Annotated in this window: 10 protein-coding genes and 1 pseudogene; 1 reads left to right on the top strand and 10 read right to left on the bottom strand. The window is 48.1% G+C overall.

Annotated elements, in window-relative coordinates:
• The 10 genes and pseudogenes from KDK15_RS12250 to dksA form a co-directional block, all read right to left on the bottom strand.
• On the bottom strand, positions 1-409 hold a 409-nt coding region (locus KDK15_RS12250; protein WP_257295645.1), incomplete at its 3' end, for a hypothetical protein.
• Positions 410-415: 6 nt separating this feature from the next.
• Positions 416-523, bottom strand: a pseudogene (locus tag KDK15_RS21290) (hypothetical protein); the annotation flags it as partial.
• Between the two features lie 79 nt (positions 524-602).
• Entirely contained in the window at positions 603-1,976 is a 1,374-nt protein-coding gene (locus KDK15_RS12255) for a sigma-54 dependent transcriptional regulator (RefSeq protein WP_257295646.1), read from the bottom strand.
• Positions 1,973-5,068, bottom strand: a complete 3,096-nt coding sequence (locus KDK15_RS12260; protein ID WP_257295647.1) for an ATP-binding protein — start codon at positions 5,066-5,068, stop codon at positions 1,973-1,975. The genes KDK15_RS12255 and KDK15_RS12260 overlap by 4 nt, the downstream gene beginning before the upstream one ends.
• Positions 5,058-5,234 carry a hypothetical protein gene (locus KDK15_RS12265; protein ID WP_020584290.1) on the bottom strand — a complete coding sequence of 59 codons (177 nt, stop codon included), beginning with the start codon at positions 5,232-5,234 and terminating at the stop codon, positions 5,058-5,060. The genes KDK15_RS12260 and KDK15_RS12265 overlap by 11 nt, the downstream gene beginning before the upstream one ends.
• Positions 5,235-5,361: 127 nt before the next feature.
• Entirely contained in the window at positions 5,362-8,202 is a 2,841-nt protein-coding gene (locus tag KDK15_RS12270; protein WP_257295649.1) for a hypothetical protein, read from the bottom strand.
• 172 nt (positions 8,203-8,374) lie between these two features.
• Positions 8,375-9,010 (bottom strand): alpha-ketoglutarate-dependent dioxygenase AlkB, encoded by a 636-nt coding sequence (locus KDK15_RS12275; RefSeq protein WP_257295650.1) that lies wholly within the window; start codon positions 9,008-9,010, stop codon positions 8,375-8,377.
• A gap of 102 nt (positions 9,011-9,112) precedes the next feature.
• Entirely contained in the window at positions 9,113-9,868 is a 756-nt protein-coding gene (locus KDK15_RS12280) for a hypothetical protein (RefSeq protein WP_257295652.1), read from the bottom strand.
• A gap of 205 nt (positions 9,869-10,073) precedes the next feature.
• Positions 10,074-10,979 (bottom strand): tRNA glutamyl-Q(34) synthetase GluQRS, encoded by a 906-nt coding sequence (gene gluQRS / locus KDK15_RS12285; RefSeq protein WP_257295653.1) that lies wholly within the window; start codon positions 10,977-10,979, stop codon positions 10,074-10,076.
• A 316-nt stretch (positions 10,980-11,295) separates the two neighbouring features.
• Positions 11,296-11,739 (bottom strand): RNA polymerase-binding protein DksA, encoded by a 444-nt coding sequence (gene dksA, locus KDK15_RS12290; protein WP_209204159.1) that lies wholly within the window; start codon positions 11,737-11,739, stop codon positions 11,296-11,298.
• A 452-nt stretch (positions 11,740-12,191) separates the two neighbouring features.
• On the opposite strand from dksA, the gene sfsA reads away from it, so the two are divergent.
• Entirely contained in the window at positions 12,192-12,917 is a 726-nt protein-coding gene (sfsA, locus tag KDK15_RS12295) for a DNA/RNA nuclease SfsA (protein WP_257295654.1), read from the top strand.
• Positions 12,918-13,002: the final 85 nt, after the last annotated feature.

The following is a 13,002-nucleotide window of genomic DNA, read 5'->3' on the forward strand; positions in this document are numbered from 1 at the left end:
TTGAATAGGTTCGAGTAACTATAGATAGGTTTTTGTTAACTGCAACAAGCCCTTTCCATTCTTGATCTCCAGCAAAGTTTATTCTACATAAGATATGAGGTAGTGATGTTGATACAGACGCCATCGATGCCCAAGGCAGTAACCCCATGGCTGGTCCGACGATCCATATGTGTTTCCGCAAAGTTAGTGCCAATGACTTGTTAAAGTGATAATTCAATAATCTATATAGGAGAGGTAGCGCTAAAAGCTTCAAAATAGTTTGGCCAAAAAGTTTAATAGCTTTTTCCGAATTAATGGCCACACGCTCCTGCAATGGGATATTTTTTATCTCTTTTATTTCATTATCAGTTAATGGATTTTTACAGATAAGGCATTCTTTTTGGTTAGAACTTTCTATCCATTTTCGCATGCATGATCTACCAAAAGCATGCCCGCATGTCAGATCGATGCTTTGGTATTTTGCTGAGTCGCAACATATCGGGTCACGACATATTACACATTTAAAACCGTTAGCGCTGTCCATATCAAAACCGATCTGTTGAATTATTTATTTCAGCAGCAAATCAGACAGACATTTATATTTGGTGTTGGTTCCCTGTGAATTAGGTTGCTGCTGTTTTCTTTCTTGGAATGCCCAGGCGCTGGCGCCGCTCCCAGAGGGTTTTTCTACTGATACCGAGCTTTTGCGCCAGCTCGGTTTCGGTCATCTGATCCTGATGCTCAAGCACAAAACGCTGGAAGTAGTCTTCCAGGGTCAGGCCATCCTGCAGCTCTTCTGCATCCTGACGGAACAGGGTCTGTTTCACACGAACGTCAATGTCCAGGTTTTCCGGAGTGATGATATTGTCTTCGGAAAGAATGACACCCCGTTCGATGGCATGCTCCATTTCGCGAACATTCCCCGGCCACTGATACTGGGAAATGGCGGCCATGGTTTCGGGGGCCAGTGAGAAAACCTCCAGCCCCATTTTTCCACAGGTTCTGGCCAGCAGCTTTTCTGCCAGCATCAGGATATCATTGCCTCTCTCCCTGAGCGGCGGAATGCGCAATTCCACCACTTTCAGTCGATAGTAGAGGTCTTCACGAAACGCATTCTGTGCAGAGAGCTGGCGGAGATTCCGGTGAGTAGCGGCAATCAGTCGAACATCAACGGACAGTGACTGTACGGAACCAACACGACGAATTTCACCTTCCTGAAGAACGCGAAGTAGCCTGGCCTGGGCTTCCAGTGGCAGCTCACCGATTTCATCAAGAAACAGTGTGCCTCCATTGGCCGCTTCGATCAGACCGGTTCTGGCGGCTGTAGCTCCGGTAAATGAGCCTTTTTCATGGCCAAAAAGTTCTGATTCAATCAGTGTTTCCGGAATGGCGGCACAGTTGACAGAAATCATCGGGCCATTGATGCGTTTACTGTTTTCATGGATGGCTCTGGCAACCAACTCTTTACCGGTGCCTGATTCACCCTGAATCAACACCGTGGCATCGGTTGGAGCGACTTTTTGTATTTGCCGGAACAATAGCTGCATGGCATCACACTGTCCCAAAATGCCATTAAAGCCATCACCGGAACATGTCGCTTCATTGTTGCCCTGGTCAGCATCGGTGCCAAAACTCTGAGCTGCCTGCTTTTCAATAGCTTCAGCCACGCGCTGAATCATCTCTGCATGATCAAAGGGCTTGGCAATATAATCGACGGCACCCTGCTTCATGGTTGATACTGCCGAGTTCAGGCTGGCATAGCTGGTCATGATCAATACCGGAATGCCATTGGCCAGGTTAATCATTTCAGTACCGGGCTTACCGGGAAGCCTTAGATCGCTGATGATCAGCGAAAATGACTGTTGTTTCAGGCAGTCTTCCGCTTCATGAACAGAGCCTGCCTCGGTAATACTATATCCTTGTCGTTCAAGAAGACGACGCAGTGACGACCTGATAATTTCTTCATCTTCAACAATCAGTATCTGGTCCTGACTCATGCCATGTCCCCCTGAAATTCCAATGGCTGCTCCCCTGTGTCTAAAGTCATCACTGACTCAGATTCGTAGCGTGGAAGCGAAATGATGAAGCAGGATCCCCGCCCTGTGAGTGGGTCCAGCGGACTCACCACCTGAATACTGCCAAAATGTTCTTCAATAATATTCCAGGTCAGAGCCAGACCCAGGCCAGTCCCTTTACCCGCTTCTTTGGTGGTAAAAAATGGCTCAAACAGCCTTTCCTGAATGGCTTTGGGAATGCCATGCCCCTGGTCTTCAAAACGAATGGTGACCGTGTGCTGGTTGGCTGTGGTGCTGACGGAAACAATGCTTTCAGTGTCCACAGTGTCAGCGCCTTCCTCTGAGGCATCGGCCGCATTTTTCAGCAGATTGATAAACACTTGTTGTAATTTTTGGCTGTTACCGCTGACGCAAAGGTCATCAATGCATAAATTGCGGAATACGATATTGCTGTTCTTATGGCTCAATTGCAACAGGCTAATGGCTTCCTGGATGGTGCTAAACACTTCTACGGGCTCTGCGACCGATGGGGAATCACCCTTATGCCCGACTTTCTCTCCTTTCTGACCGGAGTGAGCATAAGACACCAGTGTTTGCACAATGCGACTGACCCTTTTGGTTTGTTCCAGTATCTGTCGGGAACTCTGCTGTATATTCGGGTCCGATGCCAGCGCACTCATTTCCTGGGCAAGGCAGTCAATACCGGTAATCGGGTTGCCAATCTCATGGGCAACACCGGCGGCCAGCTGCCCGATAGACGCCAGTCGTTCACTGTGAAAAAGCTGTTCTTCCAACATTTGGGTTTCTGTCTGGTCTTCCAGCAGCATGACCTGATTACCGCCGGTACCGGAAACCGGTGCCTGAACAGCGGCTTTGTGCAGGCTGAAATAGCGAGTGCCACCATCCATTTCAACACTGTGCTTGTTCAGGTGATTGTCGGGGAGTCGCATAAAATCATTGAGGATCTGGTTCCAGGGAGCAGGAATGGTCCTCAAGGGCATCCCCAGAACAGCTTCGGCAGGAATACCGGTTAATTCTGCCATTGCCTGATTCCAGAGCATCACTTCGCCCGTGTTGTTCGATGACAGCGATTCCGGGTTGTCAACCGAAGTGCTCTTAATGGCAGCGTCAATGGAGCAGACGGCCATGGGCAGGCTGTTCAATGTGTCCCGGTGATAACGTCTCAGGCTATCAAGCTCACCCGCCAGACCGGTCAGTTTTGAGTGATACACTTCCAGTCGGGACTCCATAAAATGTATGTCTTTCGGGACGTAATCATTGTCAACATCCAGTGGTAAAAAGGAGTTAACGATTTCATGAGCAATGGTGGGCCCCATAAGGCCGGATAGATTATTCTCAATACGATCCCTGAGTCGTCTCAGGGAGTGCGGACGGTTATCATCTGCTCTCATATTGAGATCGGTCAGGGCTTTATTGATTTCCGTCTGGGCGGCTACCGGACCCAGAGGGGCGCTAAGCATCTCCTGAAATTCATAGGAAGAGCTGGCCTTGGGGATTTTGTAGGGCTGCTGGCGCACCTCACGAACCAGGCAGGCAGCCGCCGCGCTACGCTCTTCATCAGGCATTTTGGTAAAACTGGAGCCCAGGTAGAACACCAGAACATTCACCAGCAATGATGAGGCGGCGGCAATATACCAGCCATCGTTAGTGATGGTGCCGAAGTTGACGCTGCGGATTGGGAAAATCTCAAGTCCCATGGTTAAAGGCAGCATCAGGGTAAAGAACCAGACTGTGGTTCCGGACAGAATCCCGAGAATCAGCCCCTTATGGTTTGCTCTGCCCCAATAGAGCGTAGACAGAGTACCCGGCAGCAGTTGCAGGGCTCCCACATAGGCGACGATACTCAGGCTGTACATGTCCACTTCGTTATGCAGCAGCCGGTAAAACCCATAACAGGCGAGGATCAGGGTAGCGATAATCAGGCGTTTTACGTTGGTCAGCCAGCGGTAGATATTCATCTGGCCCTGGGCTGGCTCCCCGGTCTGATAAAGCGGCAGGATGACGTGGTTAAGCAGCATGGAGGACAGTGACAGTGAGGTCACCATAAACAGGCCGCTGGCCGCAGAAAGTCCGCCTATATAGGCGATGATGGTTAACCATCGACTATCCAGCGCATGACCAATAGCCAGTGGAAAGTACTCGGGCGGATAAGGGCTCCCGATTTTGAGACCCGCCCAGAGAATCAGGGGGGTGGAAATACTCAACAATAATAAAAAGAAAGGCAGGCCCCAGCTGGCAGTGAATAACATTTTTATGTCGCGGTTTTCTGCAAACGTCATATGAAACATATGGGGCATAACCACAGCAGATGCAAAAAACATCAACAGCGTTGTCCGCCAGGGGCCATCTTCCAGATGAGAGTTCATCCCGATAATGACGTCAGAGTTTGCTTCAAGCCAGCTGTTTAATCCGGAAAAACCACCAAACACCTCGGCGATGACGACGCCGCCAAGCAGCGCTATGATGAGCAGTTTCAGCAGAGACTCAAAGGCAATAGCCACCACAAGACCATCATGCTGATGGCGGCTGGCCAGATGCCGGGTGCCAAACATCATGGTCAGTAACGTGACCATAATACAAAAACCGAAGGCCAGCTTGTCAGGGGATGTTTCATCACTCAGCAGATAAACACCATCTGCCACGGCCTGTATTTGCAGGGCCAGCAGGGGAAAGGTGATAAACATCAGCAGCAGTGTACTTAACGTACCCGCCACCGGGCTCCGGAAACGGAAGGCCAGCACATCGGCCAGAGAACTGAGTTGATAGGTGGAGGTTATCCTTAATATTGGCACCAGCAGCACGGGGGCTAACAAAAATGCACCACTCAAGCCAAAGTAAAAACTGAGAAAAACATAACCATCGTCGTGGGCAACCCCGATACTGCCATAGTAGGCCCAACTGCTGGCATAGATGCCCAAGGATAGAACATAGGTTGCCGGGTGATGAACCACTCTGCGCGGGACGATGCCACGATCCGTCGCCCAGGCACAGAGAAAAAGAACTGCCAGATAGGCAACACTGGCAAGCACGATGTATTCCAGTTCAAAGCTCATCGCTGTTACCCCTGACCTGAAGGGTAAAGCCCGCGACAATCAGTATGAACCAGAGTATCCAGGGCTGATACCACTGTTCACCAAACGTAATCCACCAACCCATGATGGCAGGAGAAAAAAGGTAAATACCAATCACCAGAAGCAGAACCAGCCGGTAGATATACATGTTACGTCTGTGCAGTTTTGCAGTTGGACGGACATGGTAATGGTTATATGGGTAAACCGCAAAAGATTACTGGCAGATTATCTTATGCGGCAGACCGATGATGCTAATTGGATAAAACGCATAAATATTATGTACGTTCATGCTCGAAGAGAGCTGCGCATGCCTGTGATTGTTGATCAAAGGGGATTTGCTCAAAGGCTTGAGGTTCCGTGTTGTCAATCGGTGAGTCCAGCATGGTAATGGGGGCAGGTTCGTCTGTCGACTCATGTCCCATTGCCCGAATACTGGCAAACGTTTTATCCATGGTTGCCTGATGCGTTTCTTTTAAATGGGCCTGTAGTTCCCGCTTCTGGCCAAAGTTTGTACGGCAGGCAAGGCAGAATGTTTTATGAAGGTATAATCCCTTTACTTTCTTGTTATCCAGAGGAACGAAATTATTATTCTTTTTAGTTGCCAGGGCATGGAGGTGTTTATTAAATGATTCAATATCGTGGTAGATCACCTGACATGGAATTGCCTTTAGTGTCTTAGGCGTTGCAAACTCCAGAGTGCCTGGTTTAAACAGCGACCTGATTTCTTGTGGCCGACCCTGCAAATCGTTAACAGCAGCGGCTGCCTGTTCCGGGTTTTTATCAAACCAGTCAAGGATTTTAGTAGTGCTTATTCGGGAGGGTGAGATGTCAGCATGATGTTTATAAAGTTGCCGCAGCACTTGATTATATTTTTGTTGTCCAGCAGGTTCTGCTGAACGTTGGTGACGCCGTTGTACTTTTTCAGGGGCATACACTTTTTTATGCAATACTGTGGTTATAAACTTACGCTGGTGTTTATTAATCACAGATTCTGAGTGGTGTTTTTTCTCACACAGGCTTCCATCGGTGTGAATGTGCTCAAGACGAGGCATTTTAGCTGAACGGGAAAGGGTGCTTTTATCACGATCAACAAAGGGCTTTGTGCGTTTTCTCTTATTTGGGTTTTGCGTTTGTGCTAAAGGAATTGCTGTCTGGTTATCTTCCTCCAGCACAGGGGCGCCCTTTGTACAGAAATTTTTAGCATAATAAGCCTTAACGCTTTTAATAATTTTTTGTTTCAGAATGCCGTCTCTGCGTTTGTTCTCTCTTTTGGCAATTCTCTGGTTCAGGCCATCCCGGCACTCACAGAGATAACGGGTGGCTTCGCAAATGGTACACTCTGAGCAGCGGCAAGTAATCAATTTACTTTGATGTTCCTTCAGGTTTTCGTGCTCATGGGCCAACAATTCAGCAGGCTCTGACTCTTGTGTCAGTGTTAAGTCAGCTAATAATTCTGGAATGGCTGTACTTTTAGCGTAGGCAGCGCTCATTTTCCAGTACCGTTGCTCAGCAGTGGGTAATTCATTAAATGCGTCAAGCGTCTGGTTCAGCTGTGCAGCCTTCACTTTAAAAGGAATAGAGACACCAATTTGTTGTTCAACGGCCAGTTTTTGCTCCTTAAGGTAACTGATGTATTTTTTGCGTTGTTTATAGTAGGCCTCTCCATAACTGATATTGCCCTGACTATCCTGTCTTGCTGCAAATCCCTGCTCTTTGAACTCCTTTTTAATGCGGTCTGCTTTCTCTTTTTTAATCTGCTTTGTGGTAATTTTAATGGCCTCAGTGAACCGTTGCCTGGTTTTTAATCGCCTCTGTTCTTTCTGGTATGCTTTGAACTCTTCTGTTCCTAAAAATAGTTTCTGATGGTTGGGATTGGCATAAAATTGAGACAGTGTTTCTTTTATTTCAGGAAGATGAGGTAATGTTTTCCAATCAGATACTTGAATTGGGTTCGCTAACTGTTTAGTGGCGCTGTCGAAATATTGTCCACTGGCTATCTCTTTACTGAGTGTTCTACTCCAATAGTCCTCTGTTCTATAGTTAACAAGGTAGTCAAAAATGCTTTCAAGGTAATGCAGGGTAATGGCAATTTCAGGGATTACCTCGGCCTCGACAGTTTTACAGGTCTGATCTTGCCGGGCTGGATTCTGCCACTGCGAATACAGGGGAGCCAGTTTATCTGCCTTACTATTAAAAGCTCTGCTAATCATCAACTTAAACGTTTCATTTTTATGATAACGCCATAACGCTGGGGCTGTGACCAGCAGAAAAGCAAAAGCGCCGATATCATAAGTGGATGAGATGCCTTTTTTCAGCTCCCGTTGAATGACATTTTCGAATTGTTCTTTTCGACTACCACCTCCACATTTGCGGGTATTGTCGGATATAGCCTTGGTGAAGGAGATCAGTAGATGACTGACTCTATTCATGGCGCATTTATTGTTGGTGTTTATGGCATCGAACCAGATGTCTTTAATAAGGCGGAAAAAGGCCAGATACCCTAACGGTGATGGGGCTCTTCTAATGATTCCATAGTCGTTGGAACAGACTTTTGATGTTGAATCGAAGTTAAATACCATATTGCCTTTTACTACCAGTTCTGGCCAGTATCTTTTGATATAACCAGCTTGCTCTGTGAGCGCATCAGGCCAAAGGTCAACTATGGTTCTAATTTTCTGTCTATCGGGCCACAAGGATGCATAGTGTTGGTCAAGATCTCTGACTGCCTCATCATTTAATGACTGTGCATATTCTTTTAGTGCCTTGGCCAGCCGGACTTTACCCTGAACGCCTGATATCTGGTAAATGGCTCCATGTAGCTGCTCAAAGAGAGGATATTTATCAGGGCAAGAGCCTGTATCCAGAAAGCGGGATATGGCCCCATAGGTGGGAGTGATACTTCTCTGTTGCAGTGTTTTCTCTGCCGCCTCAATTTCCTGTTGTGAATATCCCCGAATCTTCAAATCCTGCAGTTCAAGTGGCTGTATCAAGGTGTCGTGTGAGTGAAAATCTCCGGTTGCTGGTGCAGGGTTCTCATGTGAGCCTGTGACAGGCATTAACCAGACACCTTCATTCGGAGCGTTTGCGCTTATATAAGACTGGGATGAGTTAGCCATTTGTGTAGATCCTTTTTTAACCGAACTAAAAAGTTGAAAGACTTTATCAAATTAGCTGTACAGAAATTTTTCCCCGTTTTATTGATTATCGCAGTGGAAATAAGTTCATTTCTTCAATTGGTATAAGGTTGATATCTGACTGTTTCCCGGGATTACTTTTCTATCCTTTTTTTTATTCGTTGTTTGTCGGGGAATTTGTCATCACTTGGCGAAAGGTCAAGTTGATCCTGGGCTCTACCGGTCTTGCTGTTTTTGTCAGGCAGTGTTGCCAGTATTTCTGAGTAGTTCCAGCCATTAGCAATAGAGAGCCTGACGTCAGGTCAAAAGTGTAAGGTTGAATGTCTTTTCTGTGCTTGTGACGCAACCGAAACCTCCGTGTCGCTCCCAGGCTGAATGATGCAATAGCCGGGTTTTCTCCTAACTCCGGCTCATCGTCACTGTGCCAGCCATTGCTGTCCTGTCCACTGCGATAAAGGTTGATTAATACCGAGTTAAAGTGATGGCCACAGATATTTTCGATCTGTTGTTTAATGGCGGTCACGGTCTGACTCCATGGCTGTGGAGAAAGTTCCAGGCCTGAATATTGATAGTCTGCACCAGGATCACCCATCCACACCTGAAGCCTGGGAACCGGCAGGGTTTTACCGTAAATGGTTATCTGATCCTGCTGCCAGGGTAATGTGGAATAAAGCTCTGAGTATAACTGCCAGCCTGTGGCCTCGGGGATGATCTGAGGCCATAAAAGCAGCTGGGCATCGGCAGGGGTGTATATTTCCGGAGGTGTTGAAACGGCGGTGAATGTATTCACTGTTATCGGGCTCCTGACAACTTATTGAGCACCTTTGGTAGTCTCAGGCCTGCGACAGCTAAGAAGATTTGCTGTAACAGAGCTTGAGACTATCTTATACGGTTACAGCCCCGGAGCGTCGTAAGTGACCCAGTAGATCATTTCACCGGGGCAATCGCTACCCAGAATATCAGCCATAATATTATCAATTTTTAATTTGCCTATTTGTTCCAGCCACTGGTCATCATCCATCTTTTCTTCCAGTAACCAGCTGGGTACGGATTGACTGTCCAAGTTGTACCATGCCACCGGGAAACGCATGCTTTTGGGGAGGCGGTTGCGTTTTACACTTAACGAGGCATCACAACGAACCACCAGGCTGTCTGCCACCTGCTGACGTTTACGGAGATATTTACTGGACTCTTTGGCAAATTTTTCTTCGTAGGGACTCATCAGCTCCTCTTGTCGGCTTTCCAGACAGTAGTCGTAGGCGCGACTGACATCACTGTTCTCATAGCCCATGATGCCGCAGGCTTCGGTAACGCGGCTTTTTATGTCCTGGCTGAGTTCTGCATACCAGGGTGCATTGGGTCCCAGCACTCTTTGAGCTTCCAGTGTGGCAACAAAGATCAGGTTTTCATCCGGTGTAAAGCAGGATGATACGCCTTGTGTGTGAATGGGGGTCTTTATCGTTATAGAAGGCTCTTGACGTATAAGTTGTTCCCGGGTTCGTCTCGCAGCATCACAGAAGTCAGGGTTCTCTGCTGCAGGTCTGCTGGAAATATCACTCAAAGAGGAAAAGGTCAGAGTATTTGCCGTCAGGTTTACAGAGAAGAATGAAAGAGCAGCAACCAGAGCTGTTTTAAGGACTATCGACATATTCGCTCCTTGAACACATCTTTTTTGGACCCATTACCAGTTGCCTGAAGGCATCTGGATATGATTTATTCAACCATATATAACATGTTCGACAGGATAGCGGTAGGTTTGCTCACGGTCTGTTGACGTTTCGTTGCCAGTGTTTCGCGCATATGACTATTTTCTGAGCGCAGACTGCGTGTCTCGCTGGACTTGCCGTGAAACATCAACAGGGTTCCAGAGAGTCCAGCAAAATCTCTTTTTTCCCTGCCATGCTGCTCATAGACCAGTTTTTTATTCCCCAGGACAGAATCTCTTCAACAGAGTTCATCAACAGGTCTGGCTCTGGCTTCAGGCCAAAGGCAGTCAATGCTTTGATCATCAGTGGACGGGGGTTGTTCAGTGGTATGGCGGGCGCATGGTTCTGCTTACTGAGTTTATTGCCAGGGTTCTGGGTAATCACCGGAACATGGGCATAGACCGGGTGTGGATAGTGTAACTGGCTTTGCAGATAGAGCTGTCTTGGGGTTGAATCCAGAATGTCTACTCCCCTGACAATATGAGTAATCCCCTGAAAGTGATCATCAACGCAAACGGCCAGTTGGTAGGCGTACAGCCCATCCTTGCGCTTGAGAATAAAATCGCCAAGGGTGCTTAAATCAAACCACTGATCACCCTGAATACGATCCTGAAACTGCATGATATCGTGATTACACAACAGCCTGAGGCTATGGGGCTGGCTCGGGATCACACGGTGATTGCGACAATAACCGGGGTACACACCGTTCAAACCGGCCAGTTTTTTGCGGGTGCAGATACATGGGTAAAGTCTCTCTGCACGGAGCAGGGTGCCCAGGGCTTCGTCATAGGCTTCGCTGCGATCACTCTGAAACAGCACACTATCATCCCAATGCAGACCATAAACGTCCAAAGCCTTGAGAATAAGATCTGCAGCTTTGGGCTGTTCTCTTGGCGGGTCAATGTCTTCCATGCGCACGAGCCATTTTCCATGATGGGCCTGAGCATCCAGGTAACTGGCCAGTGCCGCAACCAGAGAGCCAAAGTGCAGAGGGCCGGAAGGGGAAGGCGCAAAACGTCCAACGTAGGAGGGAGTGCTCAGTGTGTCGCCCATAGGAAATGATGATCAATCAGGCAAGTGGTATTGAGTGAGTGCCGCAGAAGATTCAGTTTGCAGAGGTCTGTCAGCATCTAAGGAATTGTCCCTGAATAACTTCCTCTTTTTGCCACTGAAGCACGGAGTCACAGAGGAAAAGATTTTTCTTTTCTCCGTGCCTCCGTGGCAAGGTTCTTCTTTACTGGATAACATCGAAAATAGTGAAGCTATTTCAGGGCAGTTCCTAAAGTGCCGTTAGCTATCTAGAACCAGTCAAGAATGAATCAGCTTGTGATACTCGCCGTACCACAGCCTGATTCATCATCCGGGTACCTCAGTTACCCAGCTGTCTTTCCTTGATCTCGGCCAGTGTCTTACAGTCGATACAAAGCGTAGCAGTGGGGCGGGCTTCCAGACGACGGATGCCTATTTCTACGCCACAGCTGTCGCAGAAACCGTAGTCGTCTTCTTCGATCCGGGACAGCGTATCGTTGATTTTCTTGATCAGTTTACGCTCACGATCACGGGTTCTCAGTTCAAGGCTGAACTCTTCTTCCTGACTGGCGCGGTCTGCCGGATCAGGGAAGTTCGCGGCCTCATCTTGCATATGGTTCACTGTACGATCCACTTCTTCCATCAGCTCCTGCTTCCAATTCTGCAGGATCTTGGTGAAGTGAGCGATCTGTTGCTCGTTCATGTATTCTTCCCCATCCTTTTCCTGGTAGGGGGTATACGATTTGAGCAGATTGCCTGTATCCGCGTTTTTCTGTGCTGACATGATTACAGCCTCACCACCTTCTATTCATGAGCCAGGGGATCTATCAAATGAGCAAGAATCCTGGATCTCTCCATTTAGAGGCGCTCGCATTCTGCCTGTTGCCTCTGCGATCCCTCTGTTATTGCCGGTAAGCCGGCTCCCTGAAAGCCAAGGTCAACACCACGGGTGCCTGGCGAGAACAAAAGCTCCTGGCACTTGCCTCTTGCCTTCCTTAAAGAAGCGGAGAAACTACCAAAACCCATGGCAAGACGCCATAAAAAAATGTCATCCGCTTTCTGACATTGACCAAAACCTGCCCTCAGGTCAACTGATAATATTCTCCGAATCTGCTACCCAATGGATTCAGAGAGCCTGTCAGCTCGGCAGGGTCAGGTATGATCAATCGGCATCTTAGGATTCTATTTTAGAATTTCAATAAGTAAATTAATGAAATTAAGTAATGAGCATCCCTAATGAAATATGATAATCGCCTATCTGAGGCCCGCCTGATAAAAAGATACAAACGTTTCATGGCCGATGTTGAGCTGGCCAATGGCTCCCGGATAACCCTGCATTGCCCGAATACCGGCTCCATGAAAAACTGCCTCTGCCCGGGTTATCGGGTATGGTATTCCGACTCAGGAAATCCCCGGCGTAAATACCCCTGTACCTGGGAACAGGCGGAAATTCCGGTGGTGTTTAACGGCGAAGAACGCCCCACTCTGGCAGGACTGAATACCGGACGGGCCAATGCCCTGGTTGAGGAGCTTCTGCTGTCTGGTCAGGTATCAGAGCTGTCCGGCTACCAGACTATCCGCCGTGAAGTTCGTTATGGTGAAGAAAACAGCCGTATTGATCTGCTGCTGCAGCAGGAAGGCCTGCCCGACTGTTATGTGGAAGTCAAAAGTGTCACGCTGGCAATGGGGAATGGCCTTGGCCTGTTCCCGGATGCCGTCACCAGCCGGGGTACAAAACATCTGCGAGAACTTACCCAGATGGTTGCTGATGGTCATCGATCCGTTTTGTTTTTCTGCGTTCAGCATACCGGTATTGACCATGTGGCGGCGGCACAGGTGATTGATCCGGTTTATGCAGAAGAATTACAAAAAGCGATTGCAGCTGGCGTGGAGGTGATGGCCTGGGGGGCAGACATGTCGCCGGATAACATTACATTGGTCAGGCAGTTGCCGGTTGGATAACAAACACAATGCACTGATTATGTTCGGTCGCACCTGGTGAGTAGACCGGCGGAACTTCCCCGCCAGTCTCTCGTAAAACGGTACG

The sequence above is a fragment of the Endozoicomonas sp. YOMI1 genome (assembly GCF_024606345.1).
Classification (GTDB): domain Bacteria; phylum Pseudomonadota; class Gammaproteobacteria; order Pseudomonadales; family Endozoicomonadaceae; genus Endozoicomonas.